The following is a 19,054-nucleotide window of genomic DNA, read 5'->3' on the forward strand; positions in this document are numbered from 1 at the left end:
TGAAGCGATATATCCAGAATCAGTCAGGAGGCGCTATCCCTCCCCACCCGGGTGGGGAATCCCGCGCCTTACGTTGAGCAAGAAAATGGTCAAGCCGGGTTGGGAAGAGGGGGATGGATGTAATCTTGCGTCGGGCCAACTTGCCGGATGGCCGTAAGGGAGTGGATATCGGCATTGAGGGAGACCGCATCGTTGCCCTGGAGGTAAATCTGCAGGCCACCGCTCCCCAGGAAATCGATGTGAGTGGCCGCTTGGTGTCGCCCCCCTTTGTGGATGCCCACTTTCACCTGGATGCCACCCTTACCTACGGGATCCCGCGCGTCAACCAATCGGGCACCTTGCTAGAAGGGATCGCCCTTTGGGGGGAGTTGAAGCCGCTGCTGACGCCAGAGGCAGTGATAGAGAGGGCCTTGACCTATTGCGACTGGGCGGTGGCGCGCGGGATCCTGGCCATCCGCGCCCATGTGGATGTGTGCGATCCCAACCTGTTGGCGGTGCGGGCCTTGCTGGAGGTGAAGCAAAAGGTTGCTCCCTACCTGGATTTGCAACTGGTGGCCTTTCCCCAAGATGGCTACTACCGCTCGCCGGGAGCGGTGCAGCTCTTGGAGAAGGCCCTGGACTTGGGGGTGGAGGTGGTGGGTGGGATCCCCCACTTTGAGCGGACAATGGCTGAAGGAACAGCTTCGGTGCGGGCCCTGTGCGAGATTGCGGCGGCGCGGGGTCTGCGCGTGGATCTGCACTGCGACGAGACAGACGATCCGCTTTCGCGCCACGTGGAGACCTTGGCCTATGAAACGCAGCGGCTGGGCTTGCAGGGGCGGGTGGCCGCCTCCCACCTTACCTCAATGCACTCCATGGACAACGCCTACGTGAGCAAACTCATCCCCCTGATGGCCGAGGCAGAGCTGGGGGTGATTGCCAACCCGCTGGTGAACCTAGTGCTGCAGGGCCGCCACGACACCTATCCCAAGCGGCGGGGGCTGACGCGGGTGCCGGAGCTGATGGCCGCCGGGCTGACAGTAGCTTTTGGCCAGGACTGCGTGATGGATCCCTGGTATCCCCTGGGCAGCGGCAACATGCTGGAGGTGGCCCACATGGGGATCCACGCTGCCCAACTGACCGGCTATGAGCAGATGCGCCAGTGCTTCTTGGCCGTTACGGAAAACCCGGCCCGCATTCTGGGGTTAGAAGGCTACGGACTAGAACCCGGCTGCTATGCCGATTTGGTGGTGCTCCAGGCTGCCGATGCCGTCGAAGCCATTCGCCTGAAACCGGCTTGCCTGTACGTTTTCCGTCGGGGACGGCTGATCGCCCAAACCCCGCCGGTGGTTACCCAACTCCATCTGCCCGGGCGCCCGGCCCAGGTAGACTTCACCCGCCAGCTTTAACGGCGCACGGTGCCGCTGAAGCCGCTGGCCTTGAATTGCTCCAGGGTCAAGGGCAGCGGGCTGGTCACGGGCACGGAGATGCGAATGGAGAAGGGGCTTTCGCCGGGGGGAACCTCTTCGATGGCTCCCACGCGGGTGCGCTCCGGCAGAACCTCATTGCCGTTGGCATCGTAAAGGCGACCGAAGACATCCGCATTGACCAAGGTGTTTTTGGAGCGGTTCACCACCGTCCCTTCAATGAACATGCACCTGGCCGGTATGGGGTTGCCGTTGCTGGTGACCAGGTTGGTGTATTCGGGGGTATCCGGGCAGGGGGTGATGTGCAGATCTTTCAGTTGTAGGGGGATGGCGCCAAAGCCCAGCAAGAGGGCCGCCAAAGCCGCCCAGCCCAGGCTCCAGCAGAGGGAGCGAAGCCCCTTCTTCCAAACTTGGCTCATGTTTTTCCTCCAAGGCCCATCTCCCTTAGTCTAGGGGATCCCCCGCCGGGTAAAACCCCTCTTCGGTTTGGATCCCGTCCAGGCGTTGATCCCAGGGATCCTGAGGCAGAGGCTGCCGCAGCAGGCAAGCCTGCGGGACAATGCCCCACTTGGGCACACCGGGATCCGGCAGCGAGGCCAAAAAGCGGTCGTAATAGCCGCCGCCATAGCCCAAACGCCTTCCCCAGCGGTCGCAGGCCAGGGCGGGCACGAGGATCAACTCCGCTTCGGCAGGATCGATAACCTCACTGGTGGGAGAGGGCTCCGGCAGCCCCCAGCGGTTGGGAACAAGCTCGGCTGGGTGGTAGCGATGCCATCCCAACTGCCGCTGCGGCAAGCAACGAGGGATCCCCCAGCGCTTTTCAGGGAAAAGGGCGAACAGGGATCCCAGATCCACCTCGGAGCCGAAGGCCGCGTAGGCCAAAATGGTTCTGGCCGCCAAAAGCTGGGGGTGAGAGGCCAGATGAGCCACTATTTTCTGCTCGATCAGGGATCGTTCCAGCCCCTGCCGCACTTGGCGGAAGTGCTGGCGCAGGCGAGCTTTTTCTGCGCTAGGAGCTTCAGGGGGAAAATTGGGCTCCACAGACGGAGACAGGTTTGTTACCCAGAAGGGAGTTGCCGCAGCGCCCTGCAATCTCACCGCCTTGACTTTCCCCACCCCCAGTCAAGCTTAGGCGTGGATATCCAGAGTCTACTGGATGGCCAGGAGCTCCACTTCAAAATCAAGGGTGGCGTTGGGTGGGATCACGCCGCCGGCGCCGCGGCTGCCGTAGGCCAACTCCGGCGGAATGCGCAAGTACCGCTTGCCACCCACCCGCATGGTGGCCAGACCTTCCTCCCAGCCGCGGATCACCTGCCCTACTCCGTAGGTGAAGGTGAAAGGTTGATTGCGCTTATAGGAGCTATCGAAGACGGTGCCATCCTGCAGCTTGCCCACATAGTTCACCACCACCGTTTGCCCCGGTTGAGGTGAAGGCCCACTGCCTTGAGCGATGTCGTAGTATTGCAGGCCAGACTCGGTGGTGATGAAGTCTTTGGCTGGGGATTGGATGCCCACCACGGGGTTGTCTTTGGCCCGCGACAGAGCCACGGCCGGCTGTCCACCCCACATCCCGATCCACAGCAGACCCAGCAACAGCAGCAGCATCCGTTTCATCTGTTGGCGTCTCCCCTCGCCGACTTTTTGCTTCCCCTTCCTTCAACAATCTTAGGGGATCCCTTCATCCTTTTATTTCGGCAAATTCGATGATCTGCCCTTGATGATCGCGCACCCAGAAGACAAAAGGCTTTTCGGAGCGGACGCTGTTGCGGATCCCTTGCTTGTTGATCCGCTTCAGGAGGGCTTTGAGGGCTTCCCGTTCATAGGTGGTGTGGCGATAGCGGACGCCGCTGCTGCGACTGGCTGCCGCCCCGTAGGCAGGTACAGAGGGGAGCCTGGAGGGACTGCCGTAGGGGACGGAGGCCGCGTAGGGATCAGTAGAACCAGGGATCACGTGCAGTTGCACCGTATCGGAGAGCTGATACCAGAGGCCAGGGGTATCGAGAGGTGTCGAGGTGGGGCGGGCTTTGGCATCGAGGCGGGAGCTGAGGCCAATATCCCCTGGAAAATAGGGTGATCCCAGGCTAGAGCTGACGACGCTTTGCTCGTAGCCGTAGTAGTACTGCAGTGGCAGCTCCGCCTCCGGCAGCTTCAAAACCTTTTCGTAGAAGCCCCTTGCCTGCTCCAGATCGGGCACGATGATGGTGTACACCCGGGGAGCGCCACTTAAAAATGTCCACATGGCCCCGCCATAGGCCGATAGCAACAAAAACATCAGCCCCTTCGTGGAGAGCAGAGCCTCCAGGGGGATCAGCGGCAGCATCAGTCCAAGGGGGGTTGGCATTGGCGCTCGTCTATTTGCGGGTGGCTCTGTAGTCCAGTATAGGATCCCTAGGCTAATGAAGCTTGCCCTGTTTGCCCCTACCCCGCGCGGTCGCCGCTTGGCCCAGCCTTTGCTGTCGCTACTGCCGGAGGAGTGGATCTGCTGGAGCAAGGCCAACCCCCCGGGAGAGCCGCTGCCACCCCCCTGGCAAGCCTATGGGGATCCCTTGGCGGCAGCGGTGGCCCAGAGCTGGCCGCAGGTGCAGGGCTGTATCTTTGTCTTGCCAGTTGGGTCGGTGGTGCGGCTCATTGCCCCCCTCTTGCAAGACAAATACCGGGATCCGGCGGTGGTGGTGGTGGACGAAGCTGGGCGCTGGGCCATTAGCCTCTGTGGCGGCCATGTGGGAGGAGCTGAGGCGCTGGCGCGGCGGGTGGCGGCTGCTTTGGGAGCCGAGCCCATCCTCACCTCTGCCTCAGAAGGGCTGGGGATCCCGCCTTTGGATGGGCTGGGGGATCCCTACGGTTGGCAGCGGGGCACCGGCGATTGGAACGGAGTGGCAGCCGCTCTGGCGCGGGGAGAGCCGGTGGTGGTTCAGCAAACCTGTGGCACACAGCTTTGGCGCCAGGCCTGGCCCCCAGATCACCCCCTTTTCACCACCCCTCCTGAGCAGGCGGTGGCCCAGGTCCGGATTGGCGAGTATACAACACCCTGCCCCCCCATCCCCACCGTCCACTGGCATCCACGGGTGCTGTGGGTGGGTGTGGGCTGCGAGCGGGGCACCAGCCGCGCCTGGCTGGAGGGATCCCTGCGCCGCCTGCTGCAGGCCCAGGGGCTGGCCTTCGAGGCCGTTGCTGGCTTGGCCACCCTGGAGCTGAAACGGGATGAAGCGGGACTGCTGGAGTTGGCCCAGGCCTACGGCTGGCCTATCCAGTTCTTCTCTGCCGAAGCCCTGGCCGGGATCCCAGTTCCCCACCCTTCGGAGGCGGTGCGGCAGGCGGTGGGCACCCCTTCGGTGGCAGAGGCGGCTGCTCTTTTGGCTGCCCAGCGCTGGTCGGGGGAGGACGAGCTAGCCCAGGAGGGGGCCACCCTCCTCTGCCCCAAGCAGGTCTTTGCCTCAGAGACTGAGGGAGCGTGTACCCTGGCCATTGCCCGCGCTGCTCAGGAGTATTCCCCTCGCGCCGGGCACCTGTGGCTGATTGGCACCGGCCCTGGGGATCCCGCTCAATTGACCTTGGCTGCCCGCCTGGCTCTGGCCCAAGCCGACGTGGTGATTGGCTACCAGCTCTATCTGGACTTGGTGGCACCCCTCCTGCACCCCGGCCAAATTCGGGAGGCCTTCCCCCTCACCCAAGAGGTGGAGCGGGCGCAGCGGGCCATTGCCCTGGCCCAGCAGGGGTTGCAGGTGGCGGTAATCTCTTCGGGAGATGCCGGGATCTACGGCATGGCCGGGCTGGTGCTGGAGTACTTGGCCCGCAGCGGCTGGGATGGGAGCTGCCCCTCTCTGGAGGTGCTGCCAGGGATCTCCGCCCTTCAGGCTGCCGCCGCCCGCCTGGGGGCGCCCCTGGTGCAGGATTTTTGCGCCATTTCCCTCTCCGATCGCCTTACCCCCTGGCCGGCCATCGAGAAGCGGTTGCAGGCGGCGGCGGCCGCTGACTTTGTAGTGGCCCTCTACAATCCCCGCTCGCGGCAGCGGCTGGATCCCTTCCTCAAAGCCCTGCAGATCTTTTTGGCCGCCCGTCCCACCCACACCCCTGTGGCGGTGGCCCGCAACCTCTACCGTTCCGGCGAGGTTTTCCACCTCACCACGCTGGGGGAGTTGGATCCTGAGCAGGTGGACATGTTTACCCTGGTCTTGATCGGCAACTCGCAGACCTTTCGCTACGGCAGGTGGCTGATCACCCCCCGCGGCTATCGCCTGGGCGCTGCTGATCCCCGGCGGGTTTGAGGATTCTGCTCCCCTAGGAAAAGCCTTACGGAAATCTGGGGATTTTGCACCTTCCTGAGCCAAGCTTCCTACGTACCCTGTGTATATTTGGACTGTAGCCGTTCATTGAAAAAAAATGCTTAGCTACTTGTTGCAAGCAGCAGATGGCGGGCTTTGAAGACTGGGCAATTGGGCCAGAGAGCGCCTGGTGGCTCCCCTTTTATGGCTGGGTGGGGACAGCGCTGGCTCTCCCTTGGGCCAGTGGCTGGATTAAGCGCAGTGGCCCACGTCCGGCAGCTTACCTCAATATCCTACTGACCTTTGCGGCCCTTGCTCATGGCCTTTGGCTGTTGCGGCAGGTTTGGGGTCGGGATCCCCAGATCCTGAACTACCTCTGGTTTCGGGTGGCCGATTTGGATTTGACCCTGTCTTTGGAGGTTTCGTCTCTGACGCTGGGAACCGTTGTCTGGTTCAGCGGCTTGAGCTTGCTGGCCCAGATCTATGCCTTGGGGTATTTGGATAAGGACTGGGGCTTGGGTCGCTTTGCCGCTCTGATGGGCTTTTTCGAGGGCGGGATGACGGGGATCGCCCTCAGCGATTCCCTGTTTTTCAGCTACGCGCTGCTGGAGATGCTGACGCTTTCCACCTATCTGTTGGTGGGCTTCTGGTACGCCCAGCCGCTGGTGGTTACTGCAGCGCGGGATGCTTTTCTCACCAAACGGGTGGGAGACCTGTTGCTGTTGATGGGGGTGGTGGCGGTCTCCAATTTCTCCGGCTCCTTGACCTTTTCCGGCCTGCGGGATTGGGCGGCTACGACCAGCTTGGATCCGACTTGGGCGGCCTTGATGGGGTTGGCTTTGATTGCAGGGCCGCTGGGCAAGTGCGCCCAGTTCCCGCTACACCTGTGGCTGGATGAGGCCATGGAGGCACCCAACCCGGCTTCGATCCTGCGCAACTCGGCGGTGGTAGCCTGCGGCGCTTTTGTCTTGATCAAGCTGCAGCCCCTTTTGGCTCTCTCTCCCCTCACCGATGGGGTGCTGGTGGCCATCGGCACGATTACGGCTATAGGGGGATCCCTAGTGGCCTTGGCGCAAATCGACCTTAAGCGCACCTTCTCCTACTCCACCAGTGCCTACCTAGGCTTGGTGTTTGCAGCGGTGGGGACGGGGCAGCCGGATTTGGCCCTGGAGCTGCTGCTCATGCACGGCCTGGCCAAGGCGCTGCTGTTTATGGGGGTGGGATCCCTCATCTACACCACTTCTACCCAGGATCTGACGGAGCTGGGGGGCCTAGGGAGCCGCATGCCGGCTACCCTGGCCGCCTTTGCCGTGGGATCCCTGGGGATGGTGGCTCCACTGGGGTGCTTTTGGACTCTCATTCGCCTGGCGCTGGTGTACAGCGAGCCGGCCCTGATGGGGGTGTTGCTGCTGGTTAACGGGCTGACGGCTTTGAATCTGGCGCGGGTGTTTGGTCTGGTCTTTTTGGGATCCCCGCAGCCCAAGACGCGCCGCGCGCCTGAGGTGGGCTGGCTGATGGCCCTGCCCATGGTTATCCTGACAGTGCAGAACTTGCTGATGCCCTGGCTCTTCTGGCGCTGGGGGCTTTATCCCGCTTGGATCCCGGAGCTGCAGCAGATGGCTGTCTTGCTGGGGACCGCAGGGTTGCTGGGAGCCAGTGTTGGTGCCTGGCTGTACTGGGGAGGCCGGCGGCGGCTGCGCCTGCCCTGGCCGGAGCTGCAGGATCTCTTGGCCCAGGATTTCTACACCGGGCAGCTCTACCAGGCGCTGCTGGTGCAGCCGGTCAGCGCCCTCTCCCGCGGACTGGAATGGCTGGATCGCAACGGGGTGGATGGCCTGGTGAACGGGGTGAGCCTGGCTTTTTGGTTTAGCGGCGAAGCCCTCAAGTACACCCTGTCGGGGCGGATGCAGCTCTACGTGCTGCTCATTGTCATTGGGGTCGTGGTGGTTACCGCTTGGCTGCTGCGTTCGCCCCATTTGGGATTGGCCTATTGAGTGGGAGGAAGTGATGCTCAGCCTTTTGGTCGGGATCCCGTTGTTGGGCAGCATCTTGGTGGGGCTGATCCCCGAGCGAGCGGGGAAGGGCCTGCACCGGACTTTGGCTTTGGGGTTTGGCCTGGCTTTGTTGGGGCTGAGCTTGGGATTGCTGCTGCTTTTGGATCCTCAAGAGCAAGGGATCCAGATGGCCGAACGAGTGGCCTGGATCCCGCAGTTGGGCTTGGTTTATGAGCTAGGGGTGGACGGGATCTCCCTGCCGCTAGTGGTGATGACTGGCTTGCTGGTGTTGATTGCCCTTTGGGCCAGCGGCCAGGTGGAGCGGCCTCGCCTCTACTACAGCTTGGTGTTGCTGCTGGCAGCCGCTATTGCGGGGGCTTTTCTGGCCCAGAACTTGCTGCTATTCTTCCTGTTCTACGAAGTTGAGCTGATCCCGCTTTATCTGCTGATTGCCATCTGGGGCGGGCCGCGGCGCACCTATGCTGCCACCAAGTTTTTGGTCTACACCGCTGTCTCTGGTATTCTGCTGCTGATTGGCTTTTTCGGCCTCAGTTGGCTAAGCGAGGTTCACAGCTTTAGTTACACCGTTCTGCAGGCCCACCCCTTGCCCCCGCTGCAGCAGCTTTTGTTGCTTGTTCCCATCCTGCTGGGGCTGGCCATCAAGATCCCCTTGGTGCCCTTCCACACCTGGCTGCCGGATGCCCACGTGGAGGCTTCCACCCCCATTTCGGTGCTCTTGGCGGGGCTCTTGCTCAAGTTGGGCACCTATGGCCTGGTGCGTTTTGGCCTACAGCTTTTGCCGGCTGCCTGGGAGCAAGCCGGGCCCTGGCTGGCCAGTTGGGCGGTGGCCAATGTGCTGTATGGATCCCTGAACGCCTTGGTGCAGCAAGATATGAAAAAGCTGGTGGCCTACAGCTCCATTGCCCATATGGGCTACATTCTCCTGGCCACGGCGGCGGCCACCCCCCTCTCCTTGGTGGGATCCCTATTCCAGATGGTGAGCCACGGCCTGATTTCCTCGCTGCTGTTTCTGCTGGTGGGTGCCGTCTACGCCAATACCGGCACGCGGGATCTCAGGTTGCTGCGGGGATTGCTCAACCCGGAGCGGGGCTTGCCGCTTATTGGCAGCTTGACGGTGTTGGGGGTGATGGCCAGCGGCGGCACGCCCGGCCTGGTGGGCTTTATTGCCGAGTTCACCCTCTTTCGGGGCAGCTTTCCCGTCTTCCCCCTGCAGACGCTGCTGTGCATGGTGGGGACAGGATTGACGGCAGCCTACTTTCTGCTAATGGTGAACCGTGTCTTTTTCGGGCGCCTCTCGGAAGTGGCCATTGCCATGCAACGACATGCCGCCGGAGAACGCCTGCCTGCTGTAGTTCTAGCAGTGCTGGTGGTGTGGCTCGGCCTCCAGCCTGCCTGGGCAACCCATTGGGTGGAGTCCACCGCCGCTCACTGGGCCAGGCCGGTGGTTCTCAATCTTGCTGAAGCAGGCAGGCCGATCACTGCTTTCGGGCCTGGGTCATCTTCGTTGTGACGATTTGGTGAGATCAACTGGGTTTTTGTTGTTGTCTCAACTGCTGCTTCTCCCATGACTGCTACCCTGGTTCCCGCTCCTTCCTGTTTCTTTCTGGCCGGCTTAGATCCTCTAGAGCAATGGCGACTGGCTCCTATTGTCCAACGCCTAGAGGCAGGGGGAGCCCTTGTGCCGGATTCCCCCAGCAACCGGCTGGAGGTGATCGGCATCCTCCATAGCTACGGCCGGGTGCTGGATGCCTACTCCCAGAATTTAATCTTCATTGCCGACCACCAATTTTTGGAGCTGTTCCCCGCTTTTAAGTACTTTAACGGCGAAATTACGCCGGGCAAATGGCTGCGCTACCTCTGGCACGATCGCATCAACTACGAGTTTGCCGAATACTGCATGAAAGCCATGCTCTGGCATGGGGGGGGCGGTCTGGATCGCTATCTGGATACTCCCGAATTTGTCGAGCGAGCCAAGGTGGCTATTCGGGCCAAGTTCCGCTTCAACCCCCTTCTGCAGGGCCTTAACTTCCTCTGCCCCGACTTTGCGCTGGAACAAGTGCGCATGCTGGCCATGTACAGCGGCCTGGGCCAGTTTTGGCGGGTGATGAGCGATCTCTTCCTGACCCTGGCCAAGCGCCACGAGAGCGAACCCCAGCTCACCCTTGCCGACGTGGTGGCCCACATCCAGCAGGGGTTGGTGGCAGCCGCCAACAAGCCCATCACCTACGCTCCCTGCATCTGGGGCCACCGCTACGAGATCATCCCCCTGTCGGCGGGGCTGACCTTCCTGCCCGACACGGCCCTGCCCTACGTGGAAGCCGTGTTTTTCCGCTCTTTCCCCTTCATGGGCACAGTCTCCTACAACGCCCAGGCGCACCAGATCCCAGTCGAGCAGGCGGACTTCGCCTATGGAGCCCTCTATGCCGATCCACTGCCGGTGGGGAGTGCCGGGATCCCACCCACCCTCTTGATGCAGGATATGATGCGCCACCTGCCTGAGTCTTTGCGGGAGCACTACCGCCGCCAGCCGCGCGGGGAAGATGACCTCAGGGTGAAAATCTGCCTCAGCTTCCAAAAGGCCATGTTCTGCGTTACCACTGCCGCCCTGCGGGCCCTTGCCCCCTTTCCTCTGGAAACCCAGGATCCAGAGCAGCAGTCAGCTAACCGCGAGTTCCTTGCCCCTTGGCTGCAACGCCTGCTGGGATCCCGTCTGTTAAGTGTGCAAGACTAATGTTGGTTCTGTCGTTTTTCCAGGGACGCTTGGAGCGATATCTGGCTCGCCAGAAGAGCAGGGGCTGCTTTGTAACATCCTACGTCTGTAGCTCCCGCGCAGCGGTGGCTAGGGGATCCCATTTTCGGATACAATGTCTTGTCTGATTGAGGAGTAGGGTGGCGTAGCCAAGTGGTAAGGCAGAGGTCTGCAAAACCTCTATGCGCCAGTTCGAATCTGGCCGCCACCTCTTAAACCTGACCTCCCTGGCGGGACACGCATGAAAGACAAGTTGATGTTGATGATCCCCGGCCCCACTCCCGTTCCCGAGAGTGCGCTGCTGGCCATGGCGCGGGGGCCTATCGAGCACCGCAGCAAAGAGTTCACCGCCATCCTGGAAGAGGTGACGGAGGGGCTGCGTTGGCTGCACCAGACTACTTCCGATGTGTTTGTCTTTGCCTCCAGCGGCACCGGGGCCATGGAAGCCGGGATCCTCAACACCCTCAGCCCAGGGGAACGGGTTTTGGTGGGGGTCAACGGCAAGTTTGGCGAGCGCTGGGCCGAGATGTCGGAGCAATTTGGCCTGCAGTGCGAGCGGATAGAAACCCCCTGGGGCGTGCCCTATCCCGTCGAGGTCTTCCAAGAAAAGCTGGCCGCCGACCGGGAGAAGACCATCAAGGCGGTCATTCTCACCCATTCGGAAACCTCTAGCGGCGTGGCCAACGATGTGCAGGCTATTGCAGCTGCCGCCCGCGAGCATGGGGAAGCGCTGGTGATTGTGGATGCGGTCACCAGTTTGGGGGCGATGCCAGTGCCTATGGACGAGTGGGGCTTGGATGTGGTGGCCTCTGGATCCCAGAAGGGCTACATGATCCCGCCGGGGCTGGGGTTTGTGGCCGTCAGCCCGCGGGCCATGGCTGCTGCTGAGCGCTCTCGCTTTCCTAAGTACTACTGGAGCTTTAAGCTGGCCCAAAAAGCCCTACGCCAGGGCACCACTCCCTTTACCCCGGCAGTAAATCTGTTTTACGCCTTGCAAGTTACCCTGCGCCTGATGCGGGCGGAAGGGTTGGAGGCCATCTACCGTCGCCACGACCGCTTGGCCCAGGCCACCCGCGCCGGTGTCAAGGCGCTGGGGCTGAAGCTTTTGGTGAACCCAGAGTCGGCGGCCAGCCCCTCGGTAACAGCCGTGCTGGCTCCCGAAGGGATCAACGCCGACACTATCCGCAGCACCCTGAAGAAGCATTTCGACATTGCCCTTGCCGCCGGCCAAGACCACCTCAAGGGCAAGATCTTTCGCATCGGCCACCTGGGCTTTGTGAGCGACCGAGACATTCTCACCACGCTGGCTGCTCTCGAGTCAACCCTGCACACACTGGGCTACAGCGACTTCTCTCCTGGAGCAGCCCTCAAGGCTGCTGAAGAGATCTTGACCAACCCTTAGGGATCCCTGGCCACTACTGTAGTTCTCCACACCTGGCACCCCTCCTGCACCCCGGCTAGAATGGGTGGACGTCCTTAACAAAAGATAAAACTTCGGAGCTTAGCTTCTCTGGAGCAGCGCCTGTTGGGGAGGCAAGGGTAGCCATGCTGGTTGGTTTGCAATGGGATCCCTGTAGAGTGGCTTCTGCGGTGGAGCTGCGGCGGGTGCTGCAAGGGATCGGCCCTCTTTCTTGTCCCTTGCAGTACAACTTTCATCTGCACACCTGCTGCTCCGATGGGCGCATGGATCCGGCAGACTTGGCAGAGCAGGCGCGCCGGCACGGCCTCAAGGGCCTGGCCATTACCGATCACCACACCCTGAAGGGCTACGAACAGGCCCGCGCCCACCTGGATCGCGCCGAGGATCCCATCCTGTGGCCGGGGATCGAGATTACAGCCAACCTGCTGGGCTGCGAGGTGCATATTCTCGGCTACGGGTTTGATCCTGCCGACCCTGTTTTGGCTCCCTTTATCCAGGGGGAGCAGGTGCCCGGCCTGCCCGCTGCTGAGGCCATTGGGGCTATTCAAGCGGCTGGGGGCCTGGCAGTGCTGGCCCATCCTTTTCGCTACGGGTTGCCTGCGGAAGAGCTGGTTCCGGAAGCCGTGGAGTTGGGCCTAGATGGCCTTGAGGTCTACTACGCCTACAAAAACCCCGAAATTTGGGCTCCTAGCCCAGAAGAGACGGCGATCGGGGAAAAGCTGGCCGAGACCTATGGACTTTTGAAAACCTGCGGCACCGACTCCCACGGCCCCAGCATCCTCAGGCGAATCTAGCTAGGCTATCCCTGATGAGAAACCCTCTAGAGACGGGGATAGAGCAACTGGCCCAGGCGACGCAACTGCTCGGCCGTGCCCATACACAGCAATAGATCCCCCGGCTGCAGCAGGGTATCTCCACTGGGGCCGCCAATCAACTGGCCATCTGCCCGCCGAATCGCCACCACCAAAGCGCCAGAGCGGGCTCGCAAATTGGCTTTCCCCAAGGTTTGGCCGACATAGGGGCATTCTTGGGCCGCCAGCTCGTACTCCTCCAGGTAAAAAGTGCGATCCCGGCCCGACAGGATCCCATCGACAAAGTCCACCACGCGGGGGCGTAAGGCCGCCGCCGCCATGCGTTTTCCACCGGTGATATAGGGAGAAATGGCGTGGGCAACGCCCGCTCGCTGCAGCTTTTGCAAAGCCTCTTCCGTGTTGGCGCGGGCAATGGCGCGGATGCGAGGGTTCAAGGTGCGGGCCGACAGCACCACATAGAGGTTTTCGGCATCGCTGGAGAGGGCGGCGATCAACCCCTCGGCCTGCTGCACCCGCGCCGCCAGCAAGGTGGCATCCAGGGTGCTGTCCCCATGAAGAGCGATATATCCCAGCTCTTGCGCCACCTGAATTGCCTCGGCAGATTGATCAATAACCAAAAACGGCACCCCCTCTGCCTGAAACTCTTGCGCCACCTGCCGCCCAATGCGCCCAAAACCGCAAACGATGTAGTGGTTGTTCAGTGCTTCCATCTGTTTCTTCCACTTTCGCTGCCGGATCCCTTCCTGAAAATGCCCTTGGATGAGGGCCTCCGTAAAGCGGTTCACCATAAACCCGATGCTCAAAACCCCCATCAGGATCAAGGCCACCGTGAACAAGCGCCCCCGGTTTCCTAGCGGCCTCACCTCCATAAAGCCCACAGTGGTTAGGGTAATGACGCTCATGTAAAACGCTTCCACCCAAGGCCATTGCTCCACTCTGTGGTACCAGAGGGTGCCGATTAGGACAACGCCCAGCAGCGCCCCTACCCCCAAACCAAGATCCCGCCGGATGCCGGGATCCCTGTTGGCAGGGGGAAAAGGGTGACGAGCAGAAGCCATACGGCCCAGCCAGATCGAGTCAGGGAAAAAGTGGGAACTACAATGGGTAGGAGAAAGTCAGTTGTCGAGCAGCAGCGAGGGGAGTGCAGATGCCCGAGTACATCAAGGTGGAATATCGGATCGACAAAAAAGGACAGGTGACCGAGACTGTGTTGAACGGATCTGGCTCCAGTTGTACTCTAGCCACGGCAGAGCTAGAAGCAGCCCTTGGAACTGTGCAAGAACGAAAGCTATTGCCGGAGTTTCATCAGCCAGCAGAAGCCGAGGTAGAATCGCAAGTCTCTTTACCGCAAACCTGCTGACTCCGTCTCCTTGCCCCCAGTTTTCCCCTATCTACCTGCCTACTTTCGCTTCTTGCTCCCCTTGCCAGCAGCGCCGCTGGATCGCGCCGCCCCAACTGCCGACTGAAACAGCCAAACCGCCAACGGAGCAGCAACAACCAAGATGATACTGGTGGGGCCGACGCCAAAATCCGGCTCACCGGAAGCCAACTCGAAAATCGAACCCACAGCGGCGATGGCACTGATGCAGGAAACGGCCAAGAGCAGGTAGCCTTTAACACTGGTGGTCATAGGGAACTCGTCTGTGGACTACGGTTAAGCGGTACAGACTGTCTGGCACAAGGGGCAGCCGGGCAAACGTCTATTCGCGAAAAAGCCCTCCCACTCTCGAGAGGGCTACTTTCTATGCTACGGGCAGGGATCCCCAGCCAGCAAGCCAGAGCTGGGCTCTCTCTTAAAAAGCAACCCGGGAAGTGCAATTAGAGGGCAGGCCTAGCCATTGACGATGATCTTGCCGACCATGCCAGCCCCGCGGTGGGGAGTGCAGTAGTAGGTGTACTCACCCGGAGGGACATCGACAAAGGCCGATTCCACCACTTGGTTGGGAGCCGTGAGCAGGGCCTTGTGGGACAGCTTGGCTGCCAAGGCCGCATCGCCACCGGGTACCTTGTCAAAGACAACGTTGTGAGGATAGACCTTGTTGTTGACCCACCGAACAGTATCTCCCTGATTGATGGTGAGGGAAGGGGGATCGAAAATCAGTTGGGCCTTGTCAGAGCCCATTTTAACTGTGTAGGTTTCAGCAGCAGCAGGGTTGGACAGGAAAGCTACCCCAGCCACCCCGACTACGAGAGCGAGGAGGATGAGCTGCAGACGCTTCGCTAGGTTAAAAATGAACAACATGGATTCCTCTCAAAACGTAACGGCCGTCGCCCCCGCCTCTGCGACTAGTCCACCACTTTCCAAGTTGTGAAGGAAAGGTACCCAGCTCAGCAGGGACGTTCAACTTCTATCTTAGGATTTTAAGGCGGAACAGGAACACACCAGGGCAGCTGGGTAGCCCCGTACTAAAGTACGGGGCGGAGAAGCCCGCTCACGTTAGCGGGACGTAGTCCTTAAGCGACTTGAGTCGCTCGCCAATGTAAGCACCCACCCTGGTGAAAGACCGGGACAGTGCCGTAAGTCAACAAGTAAGCGGAACCTCCAAGCTTTGCCTTTAGGAACCGTCTAGGGGCATCTTGACAGCGCCTTTGTGAGTTCCTCTGTGGACTGCGTAAGAATCCCCTGACTTAAAATCAGGGGAGTAGCAACTACTACCTTGCTAGAGCCAGGGGCTGTTCCAGACGTTAGGGCCACAGGGAGAGATCGGGCTACGGGATTGCCTCGAGTCTCTCCCTTTCTCATTGTCTCTCACCGCAAGTCGGCGATTCTTGGCTCTGTAGGGTCTCGGAGAGAAAGCTGACCATTCCTGAAAATCCGGGAGTGCCTTGCCAGCCAAAATCCGTAGGGTTGCCGATGCGGGAGGGGGGTAGGTCATTCTAGCCTCTAAGCAGAGAACAAGGTGCTCTTCTCCTGCTGTTCTCCGATTGCTTGCTAGGTTGCGTGTAAGACACCAGCTCGCTCAGTAGAACTGGAATGCTGTCTAAAATGTACAGTATTCGTCCATCGCCCGTACGAGTAAGCCTTCTACTCAGATTTTGGAATTGGCAGAACAAGGGCGAAACATTCAGGTCTTGGCTCGCTGCATCGGCACAGCCTTGAATTTAGGCAGTCCGCTCAAGTTGTAGTACATTACACTCCGCAGGCATGGGAGTAATGCCTGCTTTTCAACTCCTACCAGCTAATCTCGCTTGCACTTCTGCAGAGTTCCTCAGCAGCTTTTTCAGCCTGATGAGTTTTGTGGAGGGAGGGATCCCAAAAGTTTTTGGGCCCTCTCGCTAAGACAGGCATCCAGAGTGCCGCCTCTAATTTGGGGATCCCAAGGCTAGTGCTGAACGATTCCCTGAACCATAGCGTCGGTCAGTTGGCATACTCCCCAGCCCTAAAGAGTGGGGATTCTTGTTCTTGGTTCCACGACAGCACTTGCTGAGTTGTGGGCTGCCCCTTCCCAATAGCAGTGCTCCTCTCCCCACGCGTTCCCCTCTTACAGGGCAGTTCCCCAATGCCCCTAGGTGCTGTTCCAGCTTAATACTGCTTGCCCATACTGATTGTGAAGAGTTAAGCCATACCTCAAAAAGGGAGTCAACACGGATTTTCCAGCAAAAAATATATTGGCCAGCCATTGGGATCCCCAAGCTTAGTGAACAACTCCCGCCACTTATCTTCGTTGAGTAAACACAACAGAGATTTAACTTATTCTCCTCAATTGCAGTACGAACGGCTTTCATCCCGACACCGATTTGCGCTTGAGTCAACACAATTCACCCATACAGTGCGGGGCTTCCCGCCGATTAAGCTAAAGAGCCGTGACTGAGGATGTGCTTGCTGCCCTTGACCAGACCACTTGCCTAGGGTCGAAAGCCCTCCCCTGGCAGAGCCTCCAAGAGTTGAACACTTGGACGAAACAGCCGTCCTGCAGCCAGGGAGCATGTTATCCTGAGTTGGCTTAGTATGATTTCATAGCCGGGCTCAGCCGTCATCTTTCTAACTGCGGCTGGCTAACCCGCCGTTTAGGGATCCGGCTCAACTTTCTTCGCATTGCAGGCAAAAGACAATGGTAGGCATCTTCAGGCGCTTTTTCGGCTCTCGCGGTCAAGCAGATTCCAAACCTTCCTCAGAGACAGCTGCTCAGCCAGCTAAAAAGAAAGACAACACCTTTTTTCTCGACCCGGATGAGGCCAAAACCCTTGGCAACATCGAATACATGCGCACTCCCAGGATCGTGAAGCACACCTTCCAGGATTTTGGCTCTGCGGAGAAGGTGGAGGTAGTGGAGCAGGTTTCTTCCCTAAGCAAAGTTAAGTTGGCCGTAGAACAGGCCAAAGCTCCTGAACCTGCTTCTGAGCAGAGCTCTTCCACCTCAAACAGAAGCAGTGAAGCAGGCTTACGCCGCCAGGGGGGATCCGACCTGGACATGTTTCGCAACATGGCCCGCAGCCTGAAGCGCAAGTAGGCTGGATCCCAGCTTATTGGCTGCATAGGATACAACGGCTATCGAAACGGCCAACCAACACGAAATTCAAGGAGGGGCAATGGCGATTAAGCGAGGCACTCTGGTGCGGGCCATCCGCGAGAAATTGCAAGGCAGCCTGGAAGCCCAGGCCAGCGACTCTTTTATTCCCAGCTACGTCTTCGATACTGCTGGAGAAGTGGTGGATATCAAGGACAACTACCTCCAGATTAAGTTTGGGGCTGTTCCCACCCCCCCAATTTGGCTGCGGGCGGATCAGGTCGAGGAGATCGCGAGTTGAACAGGAGCATGGAAGGCTCCTCTTTGGCTTGAGGGAGGGCTAATGCTACCTCTGGCTTCTCCCACGCGCGAACAACTTCTGCAACGCAGGCGACTTTTGCGTCAGCAACGTCGCAACCGCTTTTGGCAGGGATCCTGGCGCTTAGCCAGCTCGATGGGCGTTCTGACACTGCTGGTGTTGGGTCTGCAGCAGCCCTACTGGCAAATTCGCCGGCCGGAGCAAATTCAGGTAAAGGGCAGCTACTGGGTGGATCCCGACTGGATACGGAGGCAATTGCCTCTGACCTATCCCGTGAACATCTGGCAGGTGCAGCCGGCTGTCTTGGAAAGAGCCTTACTGGGATCCCCAGCTCGCCCTTCTCCCCTCAAAAGCGTCCAGGTACAGCGGCAGCTGCTGCCGGTGGGGGTGATTGTCCAGGTGCGGGAACGGCAACCGGTTGCACGCGCCCGCCAGGGCGACCAGACAGGCTGGGTGGATCGGCAAGGCCATTGGCTGCCCCCCGATCCCTTTCGACGCCACAGCGGATCCTCTCTCTCCTGGCCTGAGCTGGAGTTGCTGGGCTGGGAGAACCACACGCCCGAGCAATGGGCCTTGTTGCTCGAAGCCCTGCAACAGTCTGAGATCCGGATCGAGACCGTAGATTGGCAATCAGGAGAGGGAATCACGCTCCACACTGAGCTGGGCAACGTTTACCTGGGGCCGATTTCTGACCGCCTGCCCCTGCAAATTCAAACCCTCAACCAAATGCGGGATCTGCGCCGCTACTGCGAGTGTACACCCGACGAAATTCTCCAGATCGACCTGACCAGCCCCAGCGTACCCACCCTGCAGCTCACCCCTGCCGCCACCCAGAAGCGCTGGAAGCCCTTGGAGCAGCGCTAGCCCTGGGATGAGCTTGCTGCCATGAACACAGTGCCAGCGGTGGAAGTCAAACAGTTGTGGGTCGGCTATCCCGGTTGTCCGCCGGTGCTGCAAGGGCTGGATCTACGGGTTGAGGCCGGGCAGCACCTAGGGATCATTGGCCCCAATGGCGCCGGCAAAACCACCCTGTTCCTGGCCCTCGCCGGCCTGTTGCCCCCCTGTTCCGGCCAGATCACGTTGTTTGGGCAGCCGCTCCGGCCTGGCCAGTTTCGCCCTGAGGTGGGGCTAGTGTTTCAGGATCCCGACGATCAGCTGTTTGCTGCCTCGGTGGCCGAAGATGTAGCCTTTGGGCCACGCAACCTGGGACGTTCTGAGGCGGAGGTCGCGGCTGTGGTTCAAGCAACCCTGGAGATGACCGGCACCCTGCATCTGGCTAACTGTCCCCCCCATCATCTCTCCGGCGGCGAAAAACGCATGGTTGCGATCGCCGGGATCTTGGCGATGCAGCCGCAGTTGATCCTCTACGATGAGCCGACTGCCAACCTGGATCTGCGCGCCCGTCGCCGGCTAATCGCCTTTTTGTTGCAAGCAACGCACACCTTTCTGCTCGCTTCCCACGATCTGGAACTGATCCTGGAAGTGTGCGATCGGGTGCTCCTCTTGGATCAAGGCCGGATTTGTGCCCAGGGATCCCCGGCCCACCTGATGAGCCAACCCAACCTCATGGAAGCCCATGGCTTGGAAGTGCCACCCTCGCTGCGCCGATAACGGCAAAAGTTG

Annotated in this window: 19 protein-coding genes and 1 tRNA gene; 13 read left to right on the forward strand and 7 right to left on the reverse strand. The window is 60.3% G+C overall.

All coding sequences use genetic code 11. The features are described from left to right. The first annotated feature begins 113 nt into the window (after positions 1 to 113). A complete protein-coding gene (locus tag NW863_RS02205; RefSeq protein ID WP_414364127.1) occupies positions 114 to 1,388 on the forward strand; it encodes an amidohydrolase family protein in 1,275 nt (424 codons plus the stop codon). Here the strand turns inward: NW863_RS02205 and NW863_RS02210 are convergent. The 4 genes from NW863_RS02210 to NW863_RS02225 form a co-directional block, all read right to left on the reverse strand. Further along, entirely contained in the window at positions 1,385 to 1,825 is a 441-nt protein-coding gene (locus NW863_RS02210) for an FxLYD domain-containing protein (RefSeq protein WP_414334570.1), read from the reverse strand. The genes NW863_RS02205 and NW863_RS02210 overlap by 4 nt on opposite strands. Before the next feature lie 25 nt (positions 1,826 to 1,850). Next, on the reverse strand, positions 1,851 to 2,504 hold the full coding sequence (locus tag NW863_RS02215) for a 5-formyltetrahydrofolate cyclo-ligase (RefSeq protein WP_414364128.1): 654 nt from the start codon (positions 2,502 to 2,504) through the stop codon (positions 1,851 to 1,853). 51 nt (positions 2,505 to 2,555) lie between these two features. Beyond that, entirely contained in the window at positions 2,556 to 3,020 is a 465-nt protein-coding gene (locus NW863_RS02220) for an FKBP-type peptidyl-prolyl cis-trans isomerase (RefSeq protein WP_414364129.1), read from the reverse strand. A gap of 64 nt (positions 3,021 to 3,084) precedes the next feature. Further along, positions 3,085 to 3,747, reverse strand: coding sequence for a hypothetical protein (locus tag NW863_RS02225; RefSeq protein WP_414364130.1), 663 nt, complete (start codon positions 3,745 to 3,747; stop codon positions 3,085 to 3,087). A gap of 55 nt (positions 3,748 to 3,802) precedes the next feature. On the opposite strand from NW863_RS02225, the gene cobJ reads away from it, so the two are divergent. The 7 genes from cobJ to NW863_RS02260 all read left to right on the forward strand — a co-directional run bounded on the left by cobJ (position 3,803) and on the right by NW863_RS02260 (position 12,646). Beyond that, positions 3,803 to 5,671, forward strand: coding sequence for a precorrin-3B C(17)-methyltransferase (cobJ, locus tag NW863_RS02230; RefSeq protein WP_414364131.1), 1,869 nt, complete (start codon positions 3,803 to 3,805; stop codon positions 5,669 to 5,671). A 143-nt stretch (positions 5,672 to 5,814) separates the two neighbouring features. Further along, a complete protein-coding gene (locus NW863_RS02235) occupies positions 5,815 to 7,662 on the forward strand; it encodes an NAD(P)H-quinone oxidoreductase subunit F (protein ID WP_414364132.1) in 1,848 nt (615 codons plus the stop codon). A gap of 13 nt (positions 7,663 to 7,675) precedes the next feature. Further along, the gene (locus NW863_RS02240; protein WP_414364133.1) at positions 7,676 to 9,193 is read left to right on the forward strand and encodes an NADH-quinone oxidoreductase subunit M; all 1,518 of its coding nucleotides are present in this window, start codon (positions 7,676 to 7,678) and stop codon (positions 9,191 to 9,193) included. Positions 9,194 to 9,247: 54 nt separating this feature from the next. Further along, a complete protein-coding gene (locus tag NW863_RS02245; RefSeq protein ID WP_414364134.1) occupies positions 9,248 to 10,414 on the forward strand; it encodes a CO2 hydration protein in 1,167 nt (388 codons plus the stop codon). A gap of 157 nt (positions 10,415 to 10,571) precedes the next feature. Beyond that, positions 10,572 to 10,643, forward strand: a tRNA-Cys gene (locus NW863_RS02250). 30 nt (positions 10,644 to 10,673) lie between these two features. Next, complete coding sequence (locus NW863_RS02255) at positions 10,674 to 11,834, forward strand: pyridoxal-phosphate-dependent aminotransferase family protein (protein WP_414333171.1); 1,161 nt, start codon at positions 10,674 to 10,676, stop codon at positions 11,832 to 11,834. Positions 11,835 to 11,977: 143 nt separating this feature from the next. Further along, positions 11,978 to 12,646: a PHP domain-containing protein gene (locus NW863_RS02260; protein ID WP_414364135.1), complete on the forward strand. Its 669-nt coding sequence runs from the start codon at positions 11,978 to 11,980 to the stop codon at positions 12,644 to 12,646. Between the two features lie 26 nt (positions 12,647 to 12,672). Here the strand turns inward: NW863_RS02260 and NW863_RS02265 are convergent, their stop codons facing one another. Next, complete coding sequence (locus NW863_RS02265) at positions 12,673 to 13,722, reverse strand: potassium channel family protein (RefSeq protein WP_414364136.1); 1,050 nt, start codon at positions 13,720 to 13,722, stop codon at positions 12,673 to 12,675. 89 nt (positions 13,723 to 13,811) lie between these two features. Here NW863_RS02265 and NW863_RS02270 point away from each other — a divergent pair, with 89 nt between their 5' ends. Further along, a complete protein-coding gene (locus tag NW863_RS02270; RefSeq protein WP_414364137.1) occupies positions 13,812 to 14,024 on the forward strand; it encodes a DUF2997 domain-containing protein in 213 nt (70 codons plus the stop codon). A gap of 39 nt (positions 14,025 to 14,063) precedes the next feature. On the opposite strand, the gene NW863_RS02275 is transcribed toward NW863_RS02270, so the two are convergent. Together NW863_RS02275 and petE are read right to left on the reverse strand one after the other, a co-directional pair. Continuing rightward, the gene (locus NW863_RS02275; protein WP_414364138.1) at positions 14,064 to 14,294 is read right to left on the reverse strand and encodes a hypothetical protein; all 231 of its coding nucleotides are present in this window, start codon (positions 14,292 to 14,294) and stop codon (positions 14,064 to 14,066) included. A 201-nt stretch (positions 14,295 to 14,495) separates the two neighbouring features. Next, positions 14,496 to 14,906 (reverse strand): plastocyanin, encoded by a 411-nt coding sequence (gene petE / locus NW863_RS02280; protein WP_414364139.1) that lies wholly within the window; start codon positions 14,904 to 14,906, stop codon positions 14,496 to 14,498. Positions 14,907 to 16,716: 1,810 nt separating this feature from the next. Between petE and NW863_RS02285 the strand changes: the two genes are divergently transcribed. From NW863_RS02285 to NW863_RS02300, 4 genes are all read left to right on the forward strand, one after another. Continuing rightward, positions 16,717 to 17,115: a hypothetical protein gene (locus NW863_RS02285; protein ID WP_414364140.1), complete on the forward strand. Its 399-nt coding sequence runs from the start codon at positions 16,717 to 16,719 to the stop codon at positions 17,113 to 17,115. A gap of 79 nt (positions 17,116 to 17,194) precedes the next feature. Next, positions 17,195 to 17,413 (forward strand): NAD(P)H-quinone oxidoreductase subunit O, encoded by a 219-nt coding sequence (ndhO, locus tag NW863_RS02290; RefSeq protein WP_414364141.1) that lies wholly within the window; start codon positions 17,195 to 17,197, stop codon positions 17,411 to 17,413. Positions 17,414 to 17,509: 96 nt separating this feature from the next. Continuing rightward, on the forward strand, positions 17,510 to 18,295 hold the full coding sequence (locus NW863_RS02295) for a cell division protein FtsQ/DivIB (RefSeq protein ID WP_414364142.1): 786 nt from the start codon (positions 17,510 to 17,512) through the stop codon (positions 18,293 to 18,295). A 21-nt stretch (positions 18,296 to 18,316) separates the two neighbouring features. Further along, positions 18,317 to 19,042, forward strand: coding sequence for an energy-coupling factor ABC transporter ATP-binding protein (locus NW863_RS02300; RefSeq protein ID WP_414364143.1), 726 nt, complete (start codon positions 18,317 to 18,319; stop codon positions 19,040 to 19,042). Positions 19,043 to 19,054: the final 12 nt, after the last annotated feature.

This window comes from Synechococcus sp. B60.1, assembly GCF_047462555.1.
Classification (GTDB): Bacteria; Cyanobacteriota; Cyanobacteriia; order Thermostichales; family Thermostichaceae; genus Thermostichus.